General features: G+C 54.5%; 22 protein-coding genes and 5 pseudogenes. 15 read left to right on the top strand and 12 right to left on the bottom strand.

The window, feature by feature from the left end; translation table 11 throughout:
- Positions 1–383: 383 nt before the first annotated feature.
- The 7 genes and pseudogenes from aptA to ACMX25_RS30905 all read right to left on the bottom strand — a co-directional run.
- Positions 384–1565, bottom strand: a pseudogene (aptA, locus tag ACMX25_RS30935) (omega-aminotransferase AptA); the annotation flags it as partial.
- A 54-nt stretch (positions 1566–1619) separates the two neighbouring features.
- A complete protein-coding gene (gene istB / locus ACMX25_RS30930; RefSeq protein ID WP_414953761.1) occupies positions 1620–2363 on the bottom strand; it encodes an IS21-like element helper ATPase IstB in 744 nt (247 codons plus the stop codon).
- A 147-nt stretch (positions 2364–2510) separates the two neighbouring features.
- The gene (locus ACMX25_RS30925; protein WP_414953718.1) at positions 2511–2882 is read right to left on the bottom strand and encodes a hypothetical protein; all 372 of its coding nucleotides are present in this window, start codon (positions 2880–2882) and stop codon (positions 2511–2513) included.
- A gap of 14 nt (positions 2883–2896) precedes the next feature.
- Positions 2897–4411 (bottom strand): IS66 family transposase, encoded by a 1515-nt coding sequence (tnpC, locus tag ACMX25_RS30920; protein WP_414953717.1) that lies wholly within the window; start codon positions 4409–4411, stop codon positions 2897–2899.
- 59 nt (positions 4412–4470) lie between these two features.
- The gene (gene tnpB / locus ACMX25_RS30915) at positions 4471–4818 is read right to left on the bottom strand and encodes an IS66 family insertion sequence element accessory protein TnpB (RefSeq protein WP_201085929.1); all 348 of its coding nucleotides are present in this window, start codon (positions 4816–4818) and stop codon (positions 4471–4473) included.
- Positions 4812–5234 (bottom strand): IS66 family insertion sequence element accessory protein TnpA, encoded by a 423-nt coding sequence (tnpA, locus tag ACMX25_RS30910; protein ID WP_414953716.1) that lies wholly within the window; start codon positions 5232–5234, stop codon positions 4812–4814. The genes tnpB and tnpA overlap by 7 nt, the downstream gene beginning before the upstream one ends.
- A 378-nt stretch (positions 5235–5612) precedes the next feature.
- Positions 5613–5798 (bottom strand): annotated as a pseudogene (locus tag ACMX25_RS30905) (omega-aminotransferase AptA); the annotation flags it as partial.
- A gap of 114 nt (positions 5799–5912) precedes the next feature.
- Between ACMX25_RS30905 and ACMX25_RS30900 the strand changes: the two are divergent.
- The gene (locus ACMX25_RS30900) at positions 5913–7322 is read left to right on the top strand and encodes an aminotransferase-like domain-containing protein (protein ID WP_414953715.1); all 1410 of its coding nucleotides are present in this window, start codon (positions 5913–5915) and stop codon (positions 7320–7322) included.
- Positions 7323–7630: 308 nt separating this feature from the next.
- On the opposite strand, the gene ACMX25_RS30895 is transcribed toward ACMX25_RS30900, so the two are convergent.
- On the bottom strand, positions 7631–8572 hold the full coding sequence (locus ACMX25_RS30895; RefSeq protein ID WP_414953714.1) for a LysR family transcriptional regulator: 942 nt from the start codon (positions 8570–8572) through the stop codon (positions 7631–7633).
- Between the two features lie 65 nt (positions 8573–8637).
- Between ACMX25_RS30895 and ACMX25_RS30890 the strand changes: the two genes are divergently transcribed.
- Positions 8638–9741 carry a mandelate racemase/muconate lactonizing enzyme family protein gene (locus ACMX25_RS30890; protein WP_414953713.1) on the top strand — a complete coding sequence of 368 codons (1104 nt, stop codon included), beginning with the start codon at positions 8638–8640 and terminating at the stop codon, positions 9739–9741.
- A gap of 493 nt (positions 9742–10234) precedes the next feature.
- On the opposite strand, the gene ACMX25_RS30885 is transcribed toward ACMX25_RS30890, so the two are convergent.
- Positions 10235–10681 (bottom strand): FAD-dependent oxidoreductase, encoded by a 447-nt coding sequence (locus ACMX25_RS30885; RefSeq protein ID WP_414953760.1) that lies wholly within the window; start codon positions 10679–10681, stop codon positions 10235–10237.
- A gap of 382 nt (positions 10682–11063) precedes the next feature.
- Between ACMX25_RS30885 and ACMX25_RS30880 the strand changes: the two genes are divergently transcribed.
- Positions 11064–12479 carry an aminotransferase-like domain-containing protein gene (locus tag ACMX25_RS30880; RefSeq protein ID WP_414953712.1) on the top strand — a complete coding sequence of 472 codons (1416 nt, stop codon included), beginning with the start codon at positions 11064–11066 and terminating at the stop codon, positions 12477–12479.
- Positions 12480–12578: 99 nt separating this feature from the next.
- Here ACMX25_RS30880 and ACMX25_RS30875 read toward each other — a convergent pair.
- Together ACMX25_RS30875 and ACMX25_RS30870 are read right to left on the bottom strand one after the other, a co-directional pair.
- Positions 12579–12674: pseudogene (locus tag ACMX25_RS30875) on the bottom strand (hypothetical protein); the annotation flags it as partial.
- Between the two features lie 141 nt (positions 12675–12815).
- A complete protein-coding gene (locus tag ACMX25_RS30870; RefSeq protein WP_414953711.1) occupies positions 12816–12971 on the bottom strand; it encodes a hypothetical protein in 156 nt (51 codons plus the stop codon).
- Positions 12972–14303: 1332 nt separating this feature from the next.
- Between ACMX25_RS30870 and ACMX25_RS30865 the strand changes: the two genes are divergently transcribed.
- The 8 genes and pseudogenes from ACMX25_RS30865 (at position 14304) to ACMX25_RS30830 (ending at position 20490) form a co-directional block, all read left to right on the top strand.
- Positions 14304–15191 carry an ABC transporter permease gene (locus ACMX25_RS30865; RefSeq protein WP_414953710.1) on the top strand — a complete coding sequence of 296 codons (888 nt, stop codon included), beginning with the start codon at positions 14304–14306 and terminating at the stop codon, positions 15189–15191.
- Entirely contained in the window at positions 15184–16317 is a 1134-nt protein-coding gene (locus ACMX25_RS30860) for a quaternary amine ABC transporter ATP-binding protein (protein WP_414953709.1), read from the top strand. The genes ACMX25_RS30865 and ACMX25_RS30860 overlap by 8 nt, the downstream gene beginning before the upstream one ends.
- A gap of 146 nt (positions 16318–16463) precedes the next feature.
- Positions 16464–17411 (top strand): glycine betaine ABC transporter substrate-binding protein, encoded by a 948-nt coding sequence (locus tag ACMX25_RS30855; RefSeq protein ID WP_414953708.1) that lies wholly within the window; start codon positions 16464–16466, stop codon positions 17409–17411.
- Between the two features lie 235 nt (positions 17412–17646).
- Positions 17647–17940, top strand: a complete 294-nt coding sequence (locus ACMX25_RS30850; protein ID WP_414953707.1) for a DUF1330 domain-containing protein — start codon at positions 17647–17649, stop codon at positions 17938–17940.
- A 254-nt stretch (positions 17941–18194) separates the two neighbouring features.
- Positions 18195–18485, top strand: a pseudogene (locus ACMX25_RS30845) (SDR family oxidoreductase); the annotation flags it as partial.
- A gap of 31 nt (positions 18486–18516) precedes the next feature.
- Positions 18517–18645, top strand: a complete 129-nt coding sequence (locus tag ACMX25_RS30840; RefSeq protein WP_414953706.1) for a hypothetical protein — start codon at positions 18517–18519, stop codon at positions 18643–18645.
- Between the two features lie 21 nt (positions 18646–18666).
- Positions 18667–19038 carry a BON domain-containing protein gene (locus ACMX25_RS30835; RefSeq protein ID WP_414953705.1) on the top strand — a complete coding sequence of 124 codons (372 nt, stop codon included), beginning with the start codon at positions 18667–18669 and terminating at the stop codon, positions 19036–19038.
- Between the two features lie 342 nt (positions 19039–19380).
- Positions 19381–20490 (top strand): mandelate racemase/muconate lactonizing enzyme family protein, encoded by a 1110-nt coding sequence (locus tag ACMX25_RS30830; RefSeq protein ID WP_414953704.1) that lies wholly within the window; start codon positions 19381–19383, stop codon positions 20488–20490.
- A gap of 498 nt (positions 20491–20988) precedes the next feature.
- Here ACMX25_RS30830 and ACMX25_RS30825 read toward each other — a convergent pair whose 3' ends face one another.
- Entirely contained in the window at positions 20989–21318 is a 330-nt protein-coding gene (locus ACMX25_RS30825; protein WP_414953703.1) for a hypothetical protein, read from the bottom strand.
- Between the two features lie 141 nt (positions 21319–21459).
- Between ACMX25_RS30825 and ACMX25_RS30820 the strand changes: the two genes are divergently transcribed.
- The 4 genes and pseudogenes from ACMX25_RS30820 to ACMX25_RS30805 all read left to right on the top strand — a co-directional run.
- Positions 21460–22656, top strand: a complete 1197-nt coding sequence (locus ACMX25_RS30820; protein ID WP_414953702.1) for an NAD(P)/FAD-dependent oxidoreductase — start codon at positions 21460–21462, stop codon at positions 22654–22656.
- Between the two features lie 61 nt (positions 22657–22717).
- Positions 22718–23041 (top strand): Rieske (2Fe-2S) protein, encoded by a 324-nt coding sequence (locus ACMX25_RS30815; RefSeq protein ID WP_414953701.1) that lies wholly within the window; start codon positions 22718–22720, stop codon positions 23039–23041.
- A 14-nt stretch (positions 23042–23055) separates the two neighbouring features.
- On the top strand, positions 23056–23823 hold the full coding sequence (locus ACMX25_RS30810) for a hypothetical protein (protein WP_414953700.1): 768 nt from the start codon (positions 23056–23058) through the stop codon (positions 23821–23823).
- Positions 23824–24124: 301 nt separating this feature from the next.
- Positions 24125–24361 (top strand): annotated as a pseudogene (locus ACMX25_RS30805) (SDR family oxidoreductase); the annotation flags it as partial.
- Positions 24362–25084 lie beyond the last annotated feature (723 nt).

The following is a 25084-nucleotide window of genomic DNA, read 5'->3' as shown; positions in this document are numbered from 1 at the left end:
ATCGGGAGGTCTGACCGCCTGGTTGAAAATAAGATCCAGGCGCTAAAAAAATGCCATTGCTGAGGGCATCGTTTGTAATCGCCATGGTCTCGCCAGGTAATGCCGGGAATTTTAAGGTCAAGGAGTGGCCGGGCGAAAAGACTTGCGCAAATATTCTGATCGCCTAGCGGCCTTCTACTTTAGGACGACCTTGTCAACTGTAACGTCGCGCCAGCAGACGGGCGCGAAGTTGCAGCAGCCGAAGTCAAGTAAGGCCCTGACATCTCGCCTCTTTTTCGTCAGTTATCGTGAGTGCTTTGTGGAAGTTCGCGCATCGATTTCACTCGCCGCATTGATACTAATACCCCCGCGATTACCTTTGATAATTACTGAACCAAGATGAATTAAGCGACTTCGCGCAATGCGCTCCCAACGGTCGCGAAGATCTGATCGATCTGCTTCGCATCAATGATAAGCGGCGGCGAGAATGCGAGAATGTCACCGGTATAGCGAATAAGTACGCCCGCATGGAAACATTTTAAAAATACTTCATAACCGCGTGCACCGACCGCGCCAGGCCGCGACTCGAGCTCAACCCCAGCGACCAACCCAAGATTGCGGATGTCCTTAACGTGAGGTGATCCACGCAACTCATGAACTGCATCCTCAAATACGCCTGACAACTCGCGCGCACGCTCAAACAGTCCATCTTGCCTGTAGATGTCGAGTGTCGCGATCGCGGCAGCGGCTGCAGCAGGATGAGCTGAATAGGTGTAGCCATGTGCGAACTCGATTCCGTTCTCGGTGCCTGCGTTCACGACCGCGTCATGTACCGGACGAGATGCTGCCACTGCGCCCATCGGGATTGCTGCGTTGTTAATCGCTTTAGCCATCGTAATCAAGTCGGGTACGACGCCGAAGTATTCACTCGCCGTGGGCGTCCCCAGACGTCCGAAACCCGTGATGACTTCATCAAAAATGAGCAGAATGCCGTGCTTCGTACATATTTCCCGCAAGCGTTGCAAATAGCCTTGTGGGGGAACGAGCACACCCGCGGACCCGGAAAGTGGCTCAACGATTACTGCTGCAATCGTTGATGGATCGTGCAGCGTAACCGGGCGCTCGAGATCGTCGGCAAGGTGCGCCCCCCATGCAGGTTGACCACGCGTAAACGCAGCTTCGGCAATGTTGAGCGTGTGGGGAAGGTGGTCTACGTACGGCAGTAAGGCTCCGGAGAACGCCTTCCGGTTAGCGAGTATGCCCCCGACCGAGATGCCACCAAAACCAACGCCGTGATACCCACGCTCGCGGCCGATAAAACGCGTGCGTTGGCCTTCTCCACGTGCCCTATGATATGCCAACGCCATCTTCAAAGCCGTATCAACCGACTCCGATCCCGAATTGGTGAAGAATATCCGGTCAAGCCCACTCGGCATAAACTCTGCGATCTTAGCGGCGGCCTCAAACGCGATCGGATGGCCCATCTGAAATGTTGGCGCATAGTCCATTGTGCTCAGCTGCTTGGATACGGCATCCGCAATCTCCGCCTGCGTATTCCGGTGATCGTGACCACTCATTCCGGCTGAACGTGACCGCTGCGCACAAGATGGTGTTACGCGATTAGATCGTAATATCTGCGGTCACGATGGGTCGATAGTTTGCTCCTTTTTGCTGGTTGTTGGTCGTTTCGTTCGCAGCGAGTCGCCGGTCAGCGTAAAGCGATGATGGCGCTGCATGATCCGGTCGAGAATGGCGTCGGCAATGGTGGCGTCGCCGATCCAGGCATGCCAATGCTCAACTGGTAATTGACTCGTAATGATCGTGGCTTTGTTGGCAGCGCGATCGTCAATGACTTCCAGGAGATCGGATCGGGTCGTGCTGTCGATTGCGCCCATGCCCCAGTCGTCCAGGACCAGCACATCAGTTTTGGCCAACTGGAGTAGCCATTTGCCGAAGGCCCCGCTACCGTGCCGAATGCGTAGTTCTTCCTGCAGGCGGGGTACACGCTGATAGACGGCGGAGTACCCTCGACGACAAGCGTGTTGCGCCAATGCGCAAGCGAGCCAGGATTTTCCGGCGCCAGTCGGACCGGTGACCAAGACACTGTGGCCGGCACTAACCCAGTCTCCCAATGCCAGGCTCATTACCTCGCGCCGGTCGATCCCGCGGCCCGAGCGAGCGTCGATGTCCTCGATGGCCGCCTGCGCATATTTCAGATGCGCGTTCTTCAGCAGACGCAGCAACTTGCGGTCGTTGCGGCAATGTACTTCGCGGTCAACTAGCAACGCCACGCGTTCCTCGAAGCTCATCGCAGCCATGCCGGGCTGGGTCCGTTGTTCTTCCAGGCCCGTCGCCAAGCCGTCCAGTTTCAATGTATCCGTCAGCGGAACCCGTTAGGGCGGTTTTGCGCGGCTAAATGTCGACGATCTTTCGCAGAAGAGAGTACGAAACGCGCCAGTGGCCATCGGTGTCATTAACGGCGACCGACGCGGTCTTGGCATTGAGCCTCACGACGACTCCGACGCGCTCGCTTAGGTGCTTGTCAGTGAAGCTAACTGTGTCACCGATGAAGAATTCTTCACGCTGCGTTCTCGGCGGCGGTGTCGGTTCGACGTGAGGCTGAGCACTTGAAGTTTCTGGGATGATCGCTGCGTAGAGCACGCCCCAACGGCGTCGAGTTCGCTGTCTTGAACCACGGCCTGTGTCTGGCGAAGTTCAACTATGGTGCCGCGCGCCGGCGGTCCAAGCGGGTTGTCGCCGATGTAGTTGACGGCCATCCCCAGGTGCAGGCGTTGACGTATTTCGAGAATACGTCGGGGGTCATCAAGCATTTTTCCGATAGCAAGATAGAGGCGATAGAGCTCGGCGCTAGGCGCCTGCCGAAGCGAGTCGAGAATGTCCATGGTTTGGAGGTGTTTTAACGGGCGAGCGGCAAGAGCTCGTGCACGCGATTGACGGGATACGACGGCAGTTTCTCAAGCGTTCGTTCGAGCCACGCATAGGGTTCGATACCGTTAAGGCGAGCAGTTCCGATGAGGGAATACATCGTTGCCGCCGCCCGGGCGCCTCGTGGAGAACCCGCGAACAACCAGTTCGATCTTCCGACGGCAATAGGCCTGATCTGGCGTTCTAGAGCATTGTTGTCTGGCAATAGGACGCCGTTCTCCGTGTACCGGATCAGCGCCTCCCAATGCCGTAACGCATAACCAAATGCCTTGGCAAGCGGCGCTCGTGGGAGCAAACCGATGCTGTTCGCCTCGAGCCACTGAAGAAACTGTGCAAGCACCGGCAAGGCTTCGGTTTGCCGTGCCGCCAGCTTGATGTCTGGTGCCTGGTCTTTGACCCGCGATTCAATCGCATATAGTTTGGCGATCCACTGAAGGGCTTGCGCCGCGAGCCCCGGCTCCTTCTGATCCTTAGCAATTTCGAAGAACCGTCGACGGCAATGCGCCCAACATCCAACCTCGATAATATCGCCTCGCGCGTATAGCGCACCATGGCCGCTATACGCGTCGGCCTGCAGATACCCTTTGTATTCGTTTAGGTACAGCAGCGGATGTGCTCCCGCACGCGACTCGGCGAACTCGAACACGACCGCTGGCGGGTGGTCGACCCAGACGCCGCTCTCGTTGCGCTGTCCCGCGCCAAGATAGCCCCATAATCGTGCTGTGCGCGTTGATGGGTGCCCTCGCTCAAGCAGAGGTAGCGTCGTGTCATCCACATGCATGCGCGGCGCCTTCAACTGGTGAGCGCGCAAGCTAGGCAGCAGTGCCGAGAGTAGCTCAGCCGATGCCAGTTTCCATTCGCACAGCGTTGCTCGCGGCAAATACACGCCCCGGCGCGCGTAGCGCATTTCCTGACGATTCAACGGCAAATGATCGACATAGGTGTTGACCAGGACATTGGCGAGCAGGCTGGCGCTCGCATTGCTCTTGGGCAACGGCGAGGGCTGAGCGCTTGCGGTCACGATGGTCGATTCGCCGTCCTTCTTCGCCACGTATTTGAAGCGGATGTGCTCAATGACGGTGAGCTTGGACGGCTCGTAATGCAGCGTCTCGCTGCGCTCTTCGCCGATCCGTTCAAGCGTATCGAACGCCATCTTCTGTTCGTCGCTCAGATCGTATTCGATGCGTGTGCGTGGCAGGTCCTTGGGCAGTGCAGGACGCCCTTTACGGGTGTGACTCTCTACAGGAACGGCGTCGACTGCTGGCGGTGCCGGGATATCTGTTGCGGCGTCGAACAGCTCGGCTTGGCCCGCCAGGCGCTCGGAGCTCACGCCAAAGCGCGCACGGTTCAACTGCGCAATCTGATGCTGGAGGATTTCCAACTGCTCCCACAACACCCGTGCAAGCCGGTTCTGTTCGAGCGCGAACGCTTGCAGCGCATCGGGCTCGACGGGAAGATCCGCGACAGTGACGGCGTTGGGTGGCATGTGCTCCATGATGCCTAACTCAAGCCACGTTTACAAGCTCGGGGCTGCGCTGGAGCACCTCACGTCACGCGCGTCACTGCCACGGTGCGGTGCGGCTCTCGCGCCGGGATCTCGATGCCTTCGAGCCATGCGTTGAGCTCCGCGAGCGTGAAGCCGCGCTGAGCGAGTAATGAGGGTGACGGGAAACGGCCTCTTTCGAGACGCTTATACCAAAGCGCGAAGCCGGTCCGGTCCCAATAAAGAATCTTCACTTTGGAGCGGTCGCGCGCCACGAAGACGAACAGGTTGCCCGATGCAGGCTTCTGAGCAAGTAACGGCTCGACGAGATAGGACAGCCCATCAATCGCCTTGCGCATGTCTACCGGGTCGCGACAAATGTAAGCGCGAACGTCCGAGGCAATCAGCACCGGCCACCTCCGAGCTGTCCAAGCACAAATCGCACGATGCGCTCGGCGTGAACGCCGCTCAGTTCGATACGAACGCCAGCGAGCGATAGCGTCACCCCGTCACGCGACGGCGACACATCAGCCGCTTGCGGTGCAACAGCCGGCCTTGAGGGAGCCAGTTCACCATCCAGATTGGAAACGATGAATGCCGCATCCGCAGTAACCGCGAGCGGCTGCTTAATCTCTTTGATGTGGGTCGAAAGCTTCTTGCGCCACAGGCTGAAGGTGCTTACCGCCAAACCCTGTTCCCGGCAAAATCGCCGAGCGCCGACACCACTCGCCTTCCAGGTGGTAACCATTTCGCCCCAGAACACTTCCCCTTGCCGTGGGCGACGTGTACCCATCGCCGTTGCAGCCTTAATGTTCTCGTCTTCCATCGCATTGCCTTCGTTCTCACGAAAGCACCACCTTCACATTCGGAATGCCCCGATTCAAGACGGGATCCGCTGACGCTTACGCTTCAAACGCAATACGTCTCTTATCTTACGCATATTGATCCTTGGTGCGGGCACGCTGTCTCCAGACGAAAAAGCTGGAAGCGTACCCACTCAGTTGCTCATATGCGTAACATCATTCCTGCGCCGTACAACGTCGTTCCGGCATCGTGACCGATGATTCCGGCATCGTGACCAGTGATTCCGGAAGTCCTCCGAAATCGGTCACGTTCGCCCGGAATGGGCGGTCACGATGAACCAGAATGGCCGGTCACGTTCGTCCGGAATCGTCGGTCACGATGCTCCGGAATACCCATCCGCCCGCCCGTGACCAGCGTTTACGCACCATAAGCCGGCCGTCGCGTCGAGAACCGCTCGGTCATCGTCGGTCGTGTAATACATGCCCTTGGCAGCCTTAAACAATCGAGGCGCCGCTTTGAACTGCCGGTTCGCCGTGAACGGCATCCAAAACTTTGACAGGTCCAGATCACTATTTGTAGTGCTCATTAAAAGTCTCCATGTTGATAGCTTTAAATGTAGCTACTATCCACGCTACAATCACTACACAGCAAAATCAATTCGTCCAAGCCGTACTGTTTTAATACGCGCGACTGTACTGAAATGTTCATACTGAATTTGTCGCGATCACGAAAGACCGAAGGCACGCTTGTCGATCAGCTTGTCTCGTCTATCGCACGCCAGCTTGAACAAGGGAGGCATCCGGCTGGCACGGCGCTGCCGTCAGTGAGAAATTTAGCCAAACTGCACAAGCTGAGCACTTTTACCGTCGCGGAGGCTTATCAGAGGCTCGTTTCCCGCGGGCTAATCATTTCGCGTGCAGGTGCTGACTATCAGGTGGCAACGCGATCTGCGGATTTGCCTTCGGCGCCGGTTTGGAACACCCCCAGCCTCAATGCGGGTTGGCTGCTCTCGGACGTGTTCGCAGATCGGTCAGTTCCGATCAAGGCGGGATGCGGATGGATTCCCAACGATTGGATTGACGAAAGCGGCATGCAGCACGCCTTGCGTAGTTTGAGCAGAGTGCCAAGTTCTCGCCTTGGTGGCTACGGCCATCCCTATGGACTAGCATCGCTACGCGAATATATAAGCGCCTCGCTTCGTCGGTACTCGTTGTCGGTGGATGCATCGAACATTCTTTTAACTCAAGGCGTTACCCAGGCGCTTGATCTTGTGGTGCGTACGCTGCTGCGTCCAGGCGACACTGTGGTTGTCGAAGATCCCTGCTATTGCAATCTTCTTCAAATTCTCAAGTTGGCCAATGTGAATATAGTTAGTGTCCCCCGCACGTCCGAAGGAATTGATCTCGAGAAATTAGAATGTGTTGTAAGAGAGCGAAATCCCAAAGCTGTCTTTATTAACACGGTGCTGCAAAATCCTTCCGGGGCTTCGTTGAACTTGCCTTCGGCGTTTCGCCTTTTGCAGTTAGCGGACCGACATGGTCTGTGGATCGTCGAGGACGATATCTCCCGTGAACTCGCCCCATCTGGAGCGCCCTGCCTCGCTGCGATGGAGGGATTGAAGAACGTGATCTACCTGTCCGGATTTTCAAAAACCATTACGCCTGCTGTACGGGTAGGCTATATTGCCGCCGACCGCGCATTACTTGCTCAGCTAGCGCTCACTAAAATGGCGGTTGGGTTGACCTCGTCGGAAGTTACAGAAAGAACCGTCGCTAACGTACTCATCGACGGGCACTACGACAGGCATGTCACGTACATTCGTGAGCGCCTGCTAAAAGCGCGTCGAAGTGTCGCACAGTCGATGAGCGATTCAGGCATGGATATCTTTCACAGACCGGACGCTGGTTTGTTTCTGTGGGCCAAGCTTCGTACGACTTCAGAAGACAGTCTCGCTGTTTCAACCAAGGCGTTAGCCCGAGGTATCTGGTTGGCGCCCGGGTCGTATTTTCGAGCTGGTGAGCCGAAAAGCGAGTGGTTCAGATTCAATGCGGCAACCTCTGATGTACCCGAGCTATGGGATTTTGTACGCTCGCTACGAACCAATAGGTAGGGCCGTTGCGCTCGACCAAAAACGAAACGTCCTGCGGACCGACTTGCCAGTCCATCTGCGAGAGATCGAGCGGTTGCTAATAAAGGTGGCTGTGTAACTGCTTGCCTCGAACTTTGCCGAGCGCTCTGCGTGTGCGTTAGCTGCGATACCTGCGTGGCAGACTTGCCGATCGTCACTCGCATTTTGTCTGTCAAGCACTGGGAAAACGCGCTCGAAAGCACATAGTTATTTTCGACATTGCTTCCCCAAGCAAACAGAGTTCTTCTGCGCTGGACGGCGTAGCTATGGGCAGTGCAATGTTTTATCGATCACCCTAGATCAATCAGGCTGTCGGTTACAGCGCCGATCGCGGCATCACCTTTGCTCTCGGCATGCGTCCACGCCGAGATAGTAAGGCCCAAAGGGACAGAAACATCAAAAGGAGCAACAAGCGCGCCGCTATCCAGATAACGTTGCACAAGGCTACGACGGCCGATGAGAACGCCCGCTCCGAGCAGGGCCTGCTGCACCGCGATCGCATAAAGCGAAAAGCCAGGCCCCCGGGCAGTGAATGATCGATGCGGCATGACGGCGCCTGCCCAAACAGCCCAGTCATCCCAACCGACGTCCGCGATACATCGAATGTTCTCGAGGTCTGCAGGATCTCGGAGCCTACCGGCGATCCTCGGGGTACATACGGGCAGCACCTCCTCGGACAGAACTTTCCTCTGCCCTCTACTCAGTTTCTCCGTATAAAAGAGACACACGTCGTATGGGCTTCGCTTGAGATTGGGTGGTTCATCGACAGCGGTGATCGAGATATCGATAGGATCTAGCAGCTCTGTGAGACGCGGCAGCCTCGGTCCGAGCCAAAGCTCGGCCAGTGCGGGTGAGGTCACGATGTGCACACGTTGAGGAGCGGAGAGGCGCCGTAGATTCCGCGCTGCCGCTTCAATGGCGTCAAACGCCACTGTGAACTCCATCCGCACGCTTTCGCCGAGGGCCGAAAGCGCGACGCCGTTTGCGTGACGCTCGAATAACGGAGCTCCATATTGGCCCTCAAGCGATTTAATTTGTGAAGCAATTGCGCCCGGTGTGACATGCAGTTCGCTGGCAGCTTGTACAAACCCGCCAAGGCGTGCTGCGGCTTCGAAGGCTCGAAGCGCATTCAAATGGAGCGAGTGCTTAATGGGTGGATCGATCCACATATCTAGCCCGATTTCTTCTAGGCCTAGTATTTCAGAAAAGTCGCTCTGTGGATAGGGCTTCAACGAAGTACTATCGTTCGAAGCAGTAGCACTTATCTCCCTCTCACCGTACCGCGAAAGAGAAGCAAATGAAGATCAGCGCAATCGAACTTTACGAATACAACCTCAATTATCTTCACGGCTCCTATGTCATGTCGAAAGGTCGCGCGGCGACGCAGCAACCGTCGAATCTTGTCCGAGTTCTGACTGACAACGGATTTGAAGGTTGGGGAGAGGCTGCCATTCTTTCTGGCAACTACTTGCCTCTCTTCGCAGGTGGGACCCGTGCTGCGCTGAGAGAGCTTGCTCCGCATTTGATCGGCCAAGATCCCCGGAGCAGTTCTCGAATTCAAATGATCATGAACAGCATCCTGACAGGACAGAACAATGCAAAGAGCGCATTTGACATTGCCTGCTGGGATGTCTTCGCTCGGTCGGTTGAATTACCTGTTTCGGCTCTTTTGGGTGGCGTACTTAGTACGGACCTTCCAATCTTCGAGGCTATCCCGCTAGCATCTACGGAAGAAAATATTGATTACGTGAAAAAGCGCAGCGCTGCCGGCATTCGACGCTATCAGATCAAGGTCGGAGATGATCCTCTTGCCGACGCGGCTCGTACTCGCGCGATCCTGGAAGCCGCCGACGACGATATCTTTTTCTTTATCGACGCGAACGCTGGCTGGACGTTTCTTGAAGCGTCCGTAGCAATGCGCGCTCTCGAGGACACCAACCTTTACGTAGAGCAGCCATGTCTGGACTTTGCAGATTGCGCAAGGTTACGCACAGTGAGCTCGCTACCGATGATTATGGATGAAGGTGTCGTGACTTTTGCCGACCTGCACCGAGCGAAGTACGAGGTGACCGCCGGAGCGATCAACATTAAGATCGGGCGTGTCGGTGGTATTACTCAGGCTGTAAATCTCCGGAACGCGGCTCAGAACCTCGGCCTGCACTTCTGTATCGAAGACATCTGGGGAGGCGACGTATGCGCGGCAGCAGTGTCCCATGTAGCGGCGAGCGCGCAACCCGGAAATCTTCTCCATACATCGTTCTTCAATGATTGGACCGATGGGCACATTGCAGGCTATCAGCCGCGGGTTCAAAACGGTCGCGGTGCCGCTCCTGCCGGTCCTGGCTTAGGCATAACAGTAGATCGCAGCATGATCGGCGCCCCTGTGGCGCAATTCCGATAGCCCAAACGATGGATAGACTTGGTTTCCGTGGCCTAACTCGAGGGTGAAGAAATCTTGTGGGAGGCCGGGCGATTTTGTATCCACGGCGCCCGCTTGGGCGGCTCATTCTACCGGAAAATGCAAGAGTATCTGCGTAAACCCACGTTGCGTCTTGGTGCTCGTCCGGGATTCGGCACGTGGGTTCGGGCGCATAAACTGTGACGTTGACGTTTAACTCTGCCTGTCGAGGAATGAAGTCAATGTCGCCTTCTTCTACTGCTCTCCCAAAGGTGCTAAGCCGTGCAATGCTTTGCTGCGAAAGTTCTCGTGGCCTGACGCTTCTCTGGACGTCCCGCTCGCTGCGCCTGTCATTGCTCCTGACCGAAAACTCCGGGTCTGCGACACGCTCGGCCCCGATGGACACGACCGCAGTTACTAAGCCGTCAACCGCACAATCTTATTCCTTTTGACGATGTTGAATGGCTCGCTTCGGTCGTTCAGGCAAGCCACAGTCTCAAGCCAGTTCATCATTCGGCATTACGCCGATCCCAACGACAACAACATCGGCTATCACCGTGCCCGCGGAAGTATCCGAAGTTGGCCTGCCGGACGAGGCGCGTGTAATGCGATTAGCTTTTGTGTTCGAAGGCACCTTCACGTTTTGCGCGACGTGAAGCCTACACATCCAATCGCTTAGCGCTCGGGAACTCGATTGTGCCAACAGATTTGCCTGCGCCTCCCGCACAGTTACGTTGCGGTTCGGGGAACGCGCTACGGCGGCAATCTCGAGACCGATGAAGCTGCCGCCGACAATTGCCACACCGGCGCCTTCGCGGAGCAGGGGGCGAAGCGATAAAGAATCTTGAAGCGTCCTCAGATAGTGCACCGGCGCCTGTATAACCTCGCCGTTTCGCACTTTTGATCCAGTCGCGACAATAAGTTTGTCGTACAACAACTCAATTCCTGTTTCGACACGATACGCGTCCTGCGTCTGTCAATCTTCACAACCAAGGTCGCAGCCATCGTCGTGACCTACGGATCAGCATAAATTCTGAGTCTGCGAAATAAATTGGCGCGGGGTTGTTGGCCGCCAGAAAGGCCTTTGACAAATCAGATCGATCGTATGCTAATTGGCGTTCGGCGCTTACGATCCAAGTGTGAACAACGAGATTGAAGTTGTGGATGCTTTTAGCCGTCCGCTGCGCAGCAGGGCCGCCGCCAACAAGCACAAGTTTTTGCATATTTGCACGCTCACGTAGTCCGTATCTCCGACGTTAGAGAATGCGCTCCTGTACTACAATACACAAAATTAAACGATTGATGTAGTACAGATCGGAGATTAAATGGAACGCTTCAGACAGGTTGCCGAGCTTGTTCAGACGCGCATCGATTCGGGACTGATTAGACCGGGCGACAAGCTTCCCTCGCTGCGCCGACTCGCTGGAGAAACTGGATTCAGCGTGGTCACCGTGTATAAAGCGTACGAGTTGCTCGAGACGCAGGGTGTTTGCAGTTCCCGAGATCGCTCAGGTTTTTATGCGCTAACAGGACCACAGAAAACCGTTCCGCGGCGATCACACTCCCTTTCAGTAATGCCGCCGGACGACGTGCGCTCACTTGCTGATGCATTTGCATCGCGAGCTCAATTCCATGGAACGGCGCCGGACATGATGCTCCCGGCCTTTGGAAACGTGGCTGACACCACACTTGCGCGGGGCTTTCGCCGCGCGCTGCTTCACACATACCCGCACGGTAACGGCTCGAATCGAGAAGATGAGGCCCTGCGGGTTGCAATCGCCAAGAGGGCGGCACAACGGGGCATTCAAGCGTCGCAGGACCAGGTTGTAGTCACGCGGTCTGCGATCGAGGGCTTCAACCTCTGTCTTGACAGCTTCACGGAAGGCGATCGGCCGGTGCTGGTCGAAAGCCCGTCCTCATATTCGGTTTTGGAAAGTCTTCGCCATCGACGGATCAAAGCGATCGAAATCTATTCGCATCCCGAGTTCGGCGTTGATCCGAGTCAGTTTGAACATATCCTGGAGACCACGGGCGTCAGGTTGTGCGTGATGGCGGGTACGAACCGCGTGCCGACTGGCAAAACTTATGACCGGGATACTCTGAAGCGGTTAGTGGAAGCAGCAGAGCGACACGGCGCCGTAATTATCGAGAATGGGGTGACCGGCGACCTGGGCTACAGCTCACTCGGCTCACCGACACTTGCCGGGATCGATAGGAACGACACAGTAGTTCAGTTCGGGGGAACGACATCCTATTTATCTTCGGACTTTGAAATCGGGTGGGTTGTGGGGGCAGAAAAACACGCGGCAAAGCTATTGGCTACTCGGCAACTCAGCGGGGTGAACATGCCTCACCGCGCGCTCCAAATGGCTTTGGCGCAGTATTTAAATAGCCGCCTTGCGGAACGGCAGCTGCGACACATTCGGCAGACCTTGGAGGAACGCATGCATGAAGGGATCGATCTCGTCCGGACAGGTTTTCCAGCTCAGACACTGGTCTCGGTGCCTACAGGAGGCTTCATGTGCTGGGTTCGAGGCCCACGACACCTCGACTCTATGCGACTGGCAATGACCGCTGAACTAGACACTTTCGACTTTATGCCCGGTCCATACTTTTCACCCGCAGGGGCATTTCGCAACTTCGTGGCGTTAAACTTTTCAGCCGAATGGACCTCGGGTCAGAAAGCGCGGCTACGTGCACTCGGCGAACGCATGCGCGCCCGTCACGACGTCAAGGATTAACCTATCATTTTCCAGCACTGACTCGAGAGGATGCAATTAAGATAACTTTAGGTTGAAATCCTTCGCCGTACAGATGTACGACTTAAAAAGTACCCTTTAATGGTTCACCCGGTAGCCGCGATGACGTAGCTCAAGAGTCACACGCCGGTAGTTATATTCGGGAAACTCGTTATGGATCTTGCCGATCAGATCAACTAGCCCGTTATCTGATAACGACGCTTCGTGCGCGGTGGAGCGTTAGTAGAAGGTACTACGTGCGAGGTCGATCGTTTTGCATCCTTGTCTGATCGAGTGGGGATGCGGGCCGCGCAAAAATTGATGATGATGCGCTGTCGCTCACGAGACGCAACCTCGGACCTTTTCAAGCAGATCGAGTTCCATCCTGGGCTGGCCAACCTCGCGTTCAAGCGCGGCGACCTTCGCTTCGTATTCAGCTACCAAACTGGCTGCAGCCTCTTCGTCGTTCAGATCGCCGCGGTCATACTGTGTCAATCATAGTTGTACAAGATTGGCCGAAAGTCCATGAGTTCGGCTGGCGTCACGACGACCAATCTTGCCGGCGCGGATTTCCGCGCAAAAGTGCGAGATTTCACTCATCGCTGTGACGCCGATCAGAACGTCTTGCTGCCATGATTTTCCCCTCAGTCAAGGCCCGACAAGCGTATCACTTTCTGAACCTTGCCTGGTCGAGTCCCCGCAGCTCGCTCGATTACCGCGTCAAGTGGGTCAAAATTTGATGCAATCAACACTTCCTCGAAAAAAGGCTTATGCAATGTGCCGTCGGGCTACTTTCCGTCTCCCGAAACGGACTGCAACGTCAGATTCTTTACCTTTGAGCCCCTGATTGTTCAACTTCATAGTCGGGCTCTTCTGTGTTTGTTAGGCGCTTGGCTGTCGGCTATCCGCCGATTGTCATGGACTGGTAAACACAGCGGGGTGAACCCATCTGGCAACGGTGCTGCTCCCAGCTGTGGAAACGAACTCCGTGCTTGTGAAAAAATGCGAAGCAGCCGGTTTGCTCAGAAAGTTGGCAGACAACGTGAAGCTATCACCTTCCGGGCTTATGCCGCTGGCACATTCCTGCCGATTCGGTCAGCCGGACGCTCAAAGCATGCGTGGCGCGAGCTGTCAGCTAAGATGCGGGCCTCGAACAGACCAGCCGCGCTCCCAACTCCAACGCCTCAACTATCGACTAGATACCATTTTTACAGAAAAAAAAGGTATGGAAAATTTTTATTGCAGAAATTTATTGGCAATCATATAGTTGGCTCACAAAATTATGCGCCCCGGCTTTGGCGCCATTGGGCAAGTTTTTTGTAGGCTGCAAGCTCCCCTTGCTGACCTTGCGTGGTTTCATTGCGAACCGACCTTTGGTTAGGGGGATGAATATCAAAACGTTTAATGGGGACCGGTGTGATGAGTTGGGAGCGGTTGCAACGGCGTTTGCGTGGTGAACAATCTGTCAAGGACGCCACGCATCTAAGTCGCACCGTCGAGTAGAGCCAAGCTCCCTCAAGTAGCAGTTGGCAGCCATGCAACATTGTCGTGAGTTCGCGAAGATATGTTTTCAAGTTCAGTTCGGGCTGGTCGATACACCTTGCCCACGATGGAGGAATGGAATGGACTGAACTCCCATGCGAAGCTAGCAGGGCGGCACTTCTGCTCCGGCATGGAGTGCCGCGCACTACATCCTTGGGTCGGTGCACCAGCGAATGTTATTCGCGAGTCCCGTGCGCCCTAAAAGATAAACCTTGGGGATCGCAGCAGAGAGGTGCCCGTGCTTTATTCGCGTGTGTTTCAACGAGAAGGAGTTAAGGAGGAACGATGGACTGGATAAATAAATTTCCACACATGCAGGATGACACGCTTGTTCTCCTTAAGCGTTCAATCGACGATGGATTCAGAGGATTCACCGGCGCGTACGGAGACTCAATCGACGAAGCCTTTCGACCATTGCAACAATTTATGCTAGGGGTTGAGCGCTTCATGACGCAAACGCCATGGCCGCTCGTCATGCTGATGATTTTAGCCATCGCTTGGGTTGCTAGCAGAAGTTGGAAGATTGTCGTTGGGTGCCTCGTGACACTCGCGATTATCGGCTATCTGGACATGTGGCTGGACACAATGAGAACGGTCTCAATGATTTTCGTATGCACTGTGCTGTCAATTGCATTTGGCTTGCCGATTGGTATCGTCATGGCGAAGTCTGACCGAGTCCGCAGGGTGGTTGACCCTATCCTCGATGTGATGCAAACGATGCCTAGCTTCGTGTATCTCATTCCGGTCGTGATGCTACTAGGAATCGGCCGCGTCCCTGGCCTAATCGCCGTTGTTATTTATGCTATACCGCCGATGATCCGCTTGACCAACCTTGGGATCCGCCTCGTCGATCGCGACATCCTTGAGGCGGCCGATGCTTTTGGGTCATCTCAATGGCAACGGTTAGTGAAGGTTCAGTTGCCTCTTGCGCTTCCGACCATCATGGCGGGGGTGAACCAGACCATAATGATGGCCTTGGCGATGGTCGTTGTAGCCGCAATGATCGGTGTGCAAGGACTTGGACAGCCTGTCCTGAAGGCCATTGCTAATCAATACTTCACGCTTGGCATTTTCAATGGACTGGCTATCGTGGGGATCGCAGTCATTTTCGACCGAGTCAGCCAAGCGTATGGCAAACGACTGCAGAAGTATCGGGAGGTTGTCCATGGCTGAAAAAGCAGATATGCGATCGGCTGGGATCCAAGTTAGAAATCTGTATAAAATCTTCGGGCCAAAAGCTGAGTCTCATGTTCAGTCAGTCAAGAGCGGTTTGTCAAAGGCCGAACTTTTGAAGAAAACCGGACACGTGCTTGGTTTGCAAGACATCAATTTAGACGTTCCGTCCGGATCCATCCAGGTCATTATGGGCCTCTCTGGGTCGGGTAAATCAACACTTATTCGGCACATCAATCGGCTGATCGATCCTACTGCCGGAGAAGTGCTCATTGGTGGGGTCGATGTTTGCAAGATGAAGTTCCGAGACTTGCGTGAATTTCGTCGAAGGCAAACCGCGATGGTCTTTCAGAAGTTCGCTCTACTCCCTCATCGAAATATTTTGGATAACGTCCTATATGGTCTTGAAGTCTGTGGGGTATCGCGCAAGGAGTCTGCTGAAACTGCCATGCGTTGGATCGATCGCGTGGGTCTTACGGGTTATGAGCAGCGGTACCCGAATCAGCTATCGGGCGGGATGCAGCAGCGAGTAGGGCTCGCACGTGCATTGGCGATGGACGCACCAGTTCTTCTTATGGATGAAGCGTATTCGGCGTTGGACCCGCTTATCCGCATGGATATGCAAACCGTATTACTCGACCTGCAGAAAGAGATCCGCAAGACCATCATTTTTATCACCCATGACCTCGATGAGGCTCTCCGCCTCGGTGATCAAATCGCCATCCTCCGAGATGGGTGCATCGTCCAGCAGGGAACGAAGCAGGACATCGTTTTACGTCCGGCTGACGAATATGTAATGAACTTCGTTCGGCAAGTAAACCGCGGGCGAGTAGTGACGGTCGAGTCGGTAATGTCTCCCTTGCGGCCTGGCGTGTCGTCGATTACGGGAAGCGTCAACGTCAACACGACCATTGAGGACGCAATGTCGGTACTGTCACTGAGCGGGGACATAGAAACCTTAACCGTTTTCAATGGTAATCAGGCTGTGGGAACCGTCACCCTCCGCCAGCTGGCGCGCGCGTTGACGACGTGGAATAGGCCATCCGCCCGAGATACGATTCAGACAGCTGATCAAATTATAGAAGAGGACGGTACCGTAAGTCTTCTAGCCCAAATGCGCAGTTAATATATTGGCGCCTCAATGTGTCGCCATGTCCTGCAATAAGTAGTTAAATCCAATGTGTACACCGGGAAGCCGGCGACTTTATAAGGAAACTTGACGTCATGCGAAAACATTTTGGGATGCTTATCGCATCTGGAATACTCTGCTGTATGTCCTCCGCCAACGCTGCGTGCGGAAATGTGACGATCGCGAGCATGAATTGGCAGAGCGCAGAACTCGAAGCGAGCATCGACAAGCTCATCCTCGGCGTGGGCTTTGGCTGCCAAGTAAGCACAACAGTTGGAGACACAGTTCCAACCTTAACCGCAATGGTCGATAAGGGAAAACCGGACCTTGTTTCTGAGGGAAACATTGACGAGCTACCTACAATCTTGAAGAAAGGGATGGAATCCGGCAAAATCTCTGTGGGCGCGAAGACAATTAAGGAAGGCACTACTATAGGATGGTACATCCCGAAATACATCGCTGATGCGCATCCCGACATCAAGACGATTGCTGATGCTTTGAAGCATCCTGAACTCTTTCCGGATCCCGAAAACCCGGGAAAGGGCGCTGTTTATAATGGCCCGCAAGGTTGGGGCGCGACGGTAAACACCGCGCAGATCTTTAAGGCGTACAAAGCGGATCGAGCAGGTTTCAGACTTATCGATTCCGGTTCGGCTGCAGGCTTAGACGGTTCCGTTGCAAAAGCCTACGAGCGAAAAAAAGGTTGGTTGGGGGTGTATTGGGAACCGAGCTCACTCCTCGGGAAATACAAAATGGTGCGACTCGGCGTTGACGAGCCGGTCGACGAAAATGAATGGAAAAGATGCACGACGGTTGCAGACTGTCCTGACCCAAAGCCGACCGGATGGCCGGTGATGGGCGTCTATGTGGTCATGTCTAAGTCCTTTGTGGACGCAGCACCTTCGGATGTTCTCAAATACCTGAAAACTCGGACGTTCACTGTGGCGGACGTTGAGCAGGTGATGGTTTGGATGACAGATAACCAAGCAACCGGCGATGACGGAGCAAAGCGCTTTCTCAAGGAGAAGCCGGAAGTATGGACTAAGTGGGTACCGTCGGACGTTGCTGCGAAAGTCAAGGCTTCTTTATAGACATTGCGCTAGACGACAACCTCGCTTCTTGTGGCTGAGGTATGAAATACAAATACTTTAGCCATAAGGAAAAATTGTGTCGCGATGTTCGAAATTGAATAGGACGGAGCTCCACTCTGGACAAACAGCGATCGTTCACGCTGTGTTGGATTCAGAGTTTCAATGGAACCCCTTAATACCCAAACTAATGGCTTGCATTCCAAGTGGCCAAGAATAACTAATCAGAGGTTAAACAATGAAAGGCTATTGGATTGTGCTCGGCTCAGAGATCGACGATCAGGAAGAGCAGTCGGAGTACGTCAAGCTTTGGGCTCCCATAGCGGAGAGGTACCGCGCAAAGCTGAAGTCTATAGACTTCGGTACGGTCTTGGTTGAGTGCAAATCGACGACTAGAATTGTGGCTGTGGAATTTCCGTCCTATGAGCAGGCGAAGGCCTGCTACGCAGACCCCGCATACGTAGAGGCTAAAACGCATGCACTCAAAGCATCGACGCGAGAATTCCTCATCCTTGAGGGCGACATCGCGTAAAGGATTTTCAACAAGCCGGCTTGGCCGGCACGGATCGCGCCATTCGGCTTGCTCAAACCTCCGGCCGAAAACGTCCCGCGAGTGAACCGGCTAGGGATTAATAGCAGCAAGATTTGGAGCGATCTTACGTCGATTGCAGTAGTCGATGAAGCAGACTAAGTCCGCCGTCAATGCGCTGATGTTTAGGAGTCCAATCGATTAAAAGGGCGGGAGTGCTCAGCCTTTAGGGTCGCAGAGAACCGAAGGCACGCCTTTACGGCTTTACCCGCACGGTTGCGATCGGTCACGGCGGTGAATGCAGCGGTTGCAACGCGGTCGTGTCAGGGTTGGCCGAAACTGATCTGAACACGGGCATCATCAAAGATTTGCCGAATAGCGAAGCCAATGCAAGAAATCGCTGGTATGCATCCGGTTGGGCGCCGGGAAAGCCACAAGAGATCGCCAATAGTGTGGCTCGGCTTGCCTCGAGGGAGTCGTCTTTTGTTTATAGTCAGGCATGGGCAATCGACGGCGGTCGAATGGCAAAGCTTAGATCGGCGCAATGAGGAATGCGCTTCGGACCGCACTGCAGTCTGAATGTTATTCTGGCTTGGCCGCTTTACCGGATATCGATTCGGTGAAACCTTCGACGAACGGGTCCGTTCGATCGAGGACGACGACTGGAATAATTACGGCATAACGGGATTCGAAAAGCTTTGCCCCTAAGACGTCAACAATGGAGAAATAATGAACGCTAACAACGCACTCAAACTGATTGGTGCTGGGTTGATCCTTGCTGCATCCTTGAATGCTTGGTCACAAAGCAGCGAGCCATCGCGCACACCCGCAGATTCTGCCACTTCGGCCACAACACAAGGATCATCTCGCTCTGCGACTAGAAAGGCGAATCGGGCGCTCAGCAAGAAGGTGCTTCGAGCACTCTCGAAAGGCGGCGTCGACACCCCGGGCATCAATGTACTTGCCAAAGGCCGTGCAATAACCCTTGTAGGACACGTCCCCGATGCGTCTCAGTCCGATACTGCTGGCTCGATAGCGAAGGGCGTTCCGGGCATAACAACGGTGAAGAATGCACTAACAATCAAAGAACCGGGCCGCTGAATTTGCGCTGTTTCACAGACCATGCCGATTCGCGCGCTAAGCAGGAGTTAGCACGTCGATTGCCTATCGTCTCACCTACGCCACGCTCAGTGCGTGGAGGCATGAGCGATGTGTTATCGCTTACTCTGCACAGCCGCTTTGCTGCGATCAGGCTTTTGTACGGGCTATGGGCAGTCGACGATCTTTAAAACCTATATGAGGCTGGACGTGACAGCCAATACAAAACACGTTTTTCGAACAATGCTTGTCGGCTACGGACCGGCTTTTTTATACGTTGCCTGACAACTAACAAGGGACGTGATGGTACGTGCTGATCAAATCGCAAGCATCGAAGCGTGGCGCATGCCCACAAGCTCAATCAAGGAAACATGGGATTCAGAAGACTCCCCCTGGCCAACGTCGCCGATCAATTTTCTTGTTAGGGTCACACTTCAATCTGGGATGTATGGCGTCGGCGAGATCTCGACCCAACTGTGGTACTTGAATGAGACACCTGAGCAAATATTGAGTATCATTGCTGCTTACGATCGTGTGCTCAAGTTAGCTGACCCGACGAATCTCGCACTTTGCCATTCGCTGATGTTGAACTGCTACGGCAGCGGCATACCTGGAGCGAGAGGCGCTCGATCGGGTGTTGACATGGCTTTGTTCGATGTCGTCGGAAGATTGTGGGAAGTTCCGTCATACAAGCTGATGGGTGGCGCCGCGAATGCATGTCAAATACCCCTGATGTTTTGCACGTACCAGAACACTGCTGACAAAGCGATCGCCGATTGCCGCGCCGCTATCGCTCGAGGTTTTAAGGCGCTTAAGATCAAAGTCGGCGACCGTTTGATCGCAAACGGATGGAATTTTCAAGACCTAACACTCGAAGCGGACAAGCTCGCAGCTACGCTAAAGTGTATCCCGGGTCACATCATGGTCGACGCGGATGCGAATCAAGCATGGTGGAATGAAGGCTCAACTATCTCGGTTCTCCGTTCACTCGCGCACCATCGCAACCTGTCGATGGAGCAGCCATTATCATACGACAACGTAAATGGGTCGGCCCACGTCCGCGCGGCAAGCGGCGTTCCGCAAATTCTCGACGAATCCGTCTGGTCGGCCGAGGCCATGATTCGTATTGTGCAAGCTAAAGCTTGCGACCGGATCGTTTTGAAACTAGCGCGTGTCGGAGGCATGTTCGAAGCTCGCAAGATTATCGCGATATGCGAAGCTGCGGCGATTGGCGTCAGCTTGGACACCGCTCCTTACACTGTGCTCGGTGATACTGCAGTTTTCCACACGGCGATCAGTTGCCGGCATGTCTTCCCCGTTGATGAAGGACATCAGTCGATGATTGCTTTGAACTGTAACTGGTTCTCAGGTGGCGTAACGATCAAAGACGGGTGCGCATCAGTGCCCGACGTCCCCGGTCTTGGAATCGAAGTGGACTGGTCCCTCGTGAAATAAGTTTGTAGGTGAAAGATAGTAAGGAGGACAGAGCGTAATCAGAAGACGGTTGTATGCCTATTCGATAAAACGTTTTTTGATCTTTGCCTGGATCGTCAAAATGGTTCGCGCAGGAGACGAAGGGCAAGGGCCTTACGTAAGCTGCCGCTGGCGATATACATTAGTGGGATGTGTCATCGCCGTGACAGCTACGGAGTAGCGGGATGCACGTAAGGCACTTAGATATGTCTAGGGCCGGCCGCGTCACTGGGCGCAATGTCCCAGAAATGTGTGGCGCGAGCTTCGTAAGATTGTCTGCATAGGGCCGTTTAAGCCTGCCGAAGCCGTAACGTCGCGTGGTTGTTAGCAGCTTTGCGGCACCTCCGTAATGTCACAATTTGCTTCGGACCTCCCAGAGGTTCTCTTGGATCGTCGGATTTGGGAGTAGGCAGCAGACTTGTCGGTGTGCCTGGTTACGAACATCGTATCCCCTAGCCGCCTGAGTTTATCTCGGCGAGATTAAGCACAGTCCGCCAATGAGTCAGCGCCCAAAAAGGCATCTTCCTCCGTATCTCCGCATGCCGAGAACATTATTGCAGGCGCGGTTGCGTTAATGGGCGCTCGCGATGCGAAGAGATCGTCCGGCGACTTAACCGGCATGGGGTGCGACCGCAGCTTAAGTACCTTCTGCGGCACCTTGGGCGTGAAAGTGCGATCGGTTCCGCAGATGCCTTGCGACTCGAGCACCTCGTAGGCCTGATACTGAGTGACGACGCTGAATACTGTTTTCGCCGCGAGCGGTTGAAGAGATGGGAGCTTTTCGCCGGGCTTGATCAAATCTAAATCCATGCGCTTCTGGGCTAGATCGGCAACCTGCCGGGAGCGTTCATAATCTCACCGATCTGTACTACATCAAATGATAGAAATGTGTGCATTGCAGTACAAGATTGAGCCCTCTAAAGTACGGGTAAGCACACCGGGAGCAAAAAAATGAAGCGTTTTGTGGTCGTAGGCGGTGGACTTGCCGCGCATCAAGCGGCCAGGAGCATCTTCGAGATGAGTGCCGACGCTTACGTGACCATTGTGGGGGCCGAGGAACAGCCTGCTTACGATCGACCGCACCTGTCGAAGGCGTTCCTTGCGGCGTCCGATGTGGAACCCTCGTATCTCCCAGTATCTTGGAACGAAAGTAATACGAGGGTGACCACCATGTTCGGAAGTTCGGTGGTAGAAATTAACCGACGAGATTCCCATGTTTTACTCATAAGCGGGCGCACCATTGCGTACGACAAGCTTATCGTTGCGACCGGGTCAAGGGTGCGCAAGTTAGGCGATGACGTCGTACAGGCACCGGTGCATTATTTGCGCACGCTAGACGATGCGACGGCAATTCGGAACCGGCTAGTTGATGGTGCCGATGTGGTCGTCGTCGGAGGAGGTTTCATTGGACTTGAAGTGGCGGCGGCCGCCCGCAAGCGCAACTGCAAAGTGACCGTTCTCGAGGCGCAGGCGACGCTGCTAGCACGGACCGGATCACCGGTCCTTAGCCAATGGATGCATGGACTTCACGTCTCGCAGGGCGTCACGATTCACCTAAACGCGAACGTCAGGCATATTTCGCACACATCCGCTGGCAAGATTGTGCTGGACACGTCAGCAGGCTTAGTTGTCGCCGATGTAGTGGTAATCGGCATTGGCGTGTTGCCGAACGATGAATTGGCTCGAGATTGCGGATTGCGCGTTGATAACGGGATTGTGGTCGATAGCCGATGCGCGACACTGGACCCCAACGTTTTCGCAGCTGGAGAGGTTACCAACTATCCCATTACGCATCTCGGAACGCGGGTACGGTCGGAGTCTTGGATGGCTGCAAGCGATCAGGGCGGTGTCGCTGGGCGCGCAGCAGCCGGAGACACAGCTGCGGAGTATGGTGAAATGCCATGGCTCTGGTCTGATCAGTTCAACAGCAACATTCAGTGCCTCGGCGTTCCTCAGTTGGCAGCGAAGCATTCTACCGTCGGCGATTGCGGCGCGGACAACTGGGTTCTCTTGGGCTGGGACGCAGACGACCGTTTGGTCAATGCGATTGCCGTTAATCGTGGGAAAGACGTCTCTGCGATCAGACGCGCGATCAAGCGAGGAACGCCATTACCGTCGCAATACACAGCACCGCGGGCCGTCGCGTAGGCATAGAAGACCGGCGAATGGTTTGCTTCGACTTGTTTTAAAACAAAGGGAATGAATTTCAATGAACGAAGTTTGGACTAGCATCTGTGATGTAAGCAGTCTGAAGCCCGATACCGTGCTCGCGGCCGAGGTGGACGGCAAACCCATCGCCGTCTACTTTGTAGACGACCGCTATTTTGCGACTGATAACGTGTGTCCTCACGCGTATGCCTTGCTTTCCGATGGATGGCTCGAGGGCAAGGAGATTGAGTGCCCACTTCACGGCGCGCGATTCGACATCGAAACAGGTGCAGTCATTGACGGTCCTGCGGAATGCGGGCTCAAGACTTACGAAGTTCGTGTCGAGTGCAACGAGGTCCAGTGCCGGGCACCGGAATCAAACTGAGTGTAGGAGATACCATGCATGTGATCGAAGCGCTGAGTTCCGACTTTTACGAGGTCGATTTTGGCGGAAAGCAAGCTTCCAGGTCTGACGTTTTTCCAGCTTGGAACGAGCACGACCGCTTCGCGATTATCGTTTATGAACCGCTTGGAGCTATCGGCGCGACACACCTGATTCAACTGGCATGCACGTGCTTCTATGACGTCAAGCCGATGCGACGAACTGAGCGAAAGATTTACCCTGAAATCTTCGCGATCCACGTTGGCGATTGGTGGGGTGCACTAGGGAACATGGATTTTTGGCCGGCGCGTCGCGAAGTTAAAGTTTCAAATGACCACACAGAAATCTTGGCCGCGATAAATGATCGGGGTATTACTCGCCTCGCCATACCAGAACGACCAATACGCGACATTCAACATCGCCGGAAGGAAGAGGACTGTGCGCTCGACGGACTGGTAAGCTCGATCATGTATAACCCGTCCGGTCGTGTCGGAGACGCGGAATTCACAATCAAGAGCAACGACCGTCGCACCGAGCGAGAGGTTGAAAAATGCCTGCAAGCGAAAGAACTGTCACAGCAGAGCATAGCTTCGTTGAACACATCTGGCGCGTTGGCCAAAGAGCGCGACACCGACTTCAACCCTCGGCAAGCAGAATTAAACGTGAATGTGACTGAAGAGAAGCGGGTACTTGTTAGAGCGCAGCGCAACGAACTTCGAAAACACGGCTCGATAACTGAGTCATATCGATTCAGTCTTCCTGCGGATGCATTGAAGCGTCTGTAGTTGTCGGGGTGTGTAAACAAAGACATTATTAGTTTGTCCGAGTGACGGTCGTTATCGCCATGTCCAAGTTTCTGCAGAAACGTTTCTTCCACGGCAAAGCTTTTCTTTCAAGGCCACCGGTCAACGACCGGTTGTCTTGAAAAGACGACATGTAAAATTCTCCACGCCTCGTAGATTAAATCTGCCTCGCCGACTGCTATCCATTTCGTTAGAGATCGAGCAAGACCATTTGTCAATTCTTATAATTTTGACGAGTGATGGGCGGGTTTTAGACTGACTGAGCCAGTAAGCCAGTCGATAAAGCGATTCTCTTCGGGAACGCTTGTGTCAGAAAGCACGGGCCGCACAGCCCCAATGGGTCCACGCGCAAAGAATGTCGCCTACCAGCGGTTGGCGAACTGGCACCCCTTCAGAGATCGCACATGCGATTCGGTTTCTTGCCTCGGACCGCGCTAGCTTTGTAACCGGTCATACCCTTGCGGTCGACGGCGGTTATCTGGCGCATTCGAGCGGCCCCACTGCTATAACTCGCCCTTGAGGCGCGCGCCGGTTTGAGGTCTTCAGCCCAAAGCATCCCCACAAAACGCCCAGAAACTCGATCTCTAAGCTACAGATATGAATGTGCAATGAAGTCTTGGCGTTATAGGAGTGCGCCGAATTCAGAGCTGCCGAGCCACCCCGTCCGACGTGTAGCCGCAACGACGATAGCATTTAAAATCTATCGTTGATAACATATGTGACTACCCATAGATACCAGCTTATGAAAATAATTTATTTAAATGATGATAAACGAAACAACAAATCGTTCGTTTCAACAAGCGCATCGATCGCCTGCGTGAAATGTCGGTAAAAGCTGGCTCGGTGCGACCGCGTCGGCGCGGTAAGCGGACGTTCCCTTTTGTGCAACGGCAGACCGCTTTGGGTCGGGAGCACGCATTCGCAGGCAATGAGGCCCAACTCTCGCGCTTCCATGGCGTGCGCCGGCAGAAAGCAATCTGCAGCCGCCTCACCGACGTCATCATCCCAATGGCGGCTCCAGCTGAACTCCCGTCTCCTTGTGCGAGTCGCTAGATGTCGACGATTTTTCGCAGCAAAGCGTAGGAAACACGCCAGTGACCCTCGCTGTCATTGACGGCGATGGATGCAGTTTTAGAATTCAGCCTGACGATGATACCAACGCGCTCGCTTAGTCTCACTGTGTCATAAAAAACGACAGTTTCTTTTATGTTTCATTCTATAATAAGGAATCCTTATTTACCAG

Origin of the sequence: Caballeronia eucalypticola, from assembly GCF_047608185.1 — a bacterium.
Classification (GTDB): Bacteria; Pseudomonadota; Gammaproteobacteria; order Burkholderiales; family Burkholderiaceae; genus Caballeronia.
Note: the sequence above shows the minus strand (reverse complement) of the source record. Positions and strands in the feature narration are given on the sequence as shown.

Bases quoted from the DNA above. Each gene is read 5' to 3' on its own strand.
- ACMX25_RS30925 (WP_414953718.1), bottom strand. From the start codon at position 2,882: ATGGACATTCTCGACTCGCTTCGGCAGGCGCCTAGCGCCGAGCTCTAT.
- tnpC (WP_414953717.1), bottom strand. From the start codon at position 4,411: ATGCCACCCAACGCCGTCACTGTCGCGGATCTTCCCGTCGAGCCCGAT.
- tnpA (WP_414953716.1), bottom strand. From the start codon at position 5,234: ATGGAAGACGAGAACATTAAGGCTGCAACGGCGATGGGTACACGTCGC.
- ACMX25_RS30900 (WP_414953715.1), top strand. From the start codon at position 5,913: ATGTTCATACTGAATTTGTCGCGATCACGAAAGACCGAAGGCACGCTT.
- ACMX25_RS30890 (WP_414953713.1), top strand. From the start codon at position 8,638: ATGAAGATCAGCGCAATCGAACTTTACGAATACAACCTCAATTATCTT.
- ACMX25_RS30880 (WP_414953712.1), top strand. From the start codon at position 11,064: ATGGAACGCTTCAGACAGGTTGCCGAGCTTGTTCAGACGCGCATCGAT.
- ACMX25_RS30865 (WP_414953710.1), top strand. From the start codon at position 14,304: ATGGACTGGATAAATAAATTTCCACACATGCAGGATGACACGCTTGTT.
- ACMX25_RS30860 (WP_414953709.1), top strand. From the start codon at position 15,184: ATGGCTGAAAAAGCAGATATGCGATCGGCTGGGATCCAAGTTAGAAAT.
- ACMX25_RS30855 (WP_414953708.1), top strand. From the start codon at position 16,464: ATGTCCTCCGCCAACGCTGCGTGCGGAAATGTGACGATCGCGAGCATG.
- ACMX25_RS30850 (WP_414953707.1), top strand. From the start codon at position 17,647: ATGAAAGGCTATTGGATTGTGCTCGGCTCAGAGATCGACGATCAGGAA.
- ACMX25_RS30840 (WP_414953706.1), top strand. From the start codon at position 18,517: ATGTTATTCTGGCTTGGCCGCTTTACCGGATATCGATTCGGTGAAACC.
- ACMX25_RS30835 (WP_414953705.1), top strand. From the start codon at position 18,667: ATGAACGCTAACAACGCACTCAAACTGATTGGTGCTGGGTTGATCCTT.
- ACMX25_RS30830 (WP_414953704.1), top strand. From the start codon at position 19,381: ATGCCCACAAGCTCAATCAAGGAAACATGGGATTCAGAAGACTCCCCC.
- ACMX25_RS30825 (WP_414953703.1), bottom strand. From the start codon at position 21,318: ATGGATTTAGATTTGATCAAGCCCGGCGAAAAGCTCCCATCTCTTCAA.
- ACMX25_RS30820 (WP_414953702.1), top strand. From the start codon at position 21,460: ATGAAGCGTTTTGTGGTCGTAGGCGGTGGACTTGCCGCGCATCAAGCG.
- ACMX25_RS30815 (WP_414953701.1), top strand. From the start codon at position 22,718: ATGAACGAAGTTTGGACTAGCATCTGTGATGTAAGCAGTCTGAAGCCC.
- ACMX25_RS30810 (WP_414953700.1), top strand. From the start codon at position 23,056: ATGCATGTGATCGAAGCGCTGAGTTCCGACTTTTACGAGGTCGATTTT.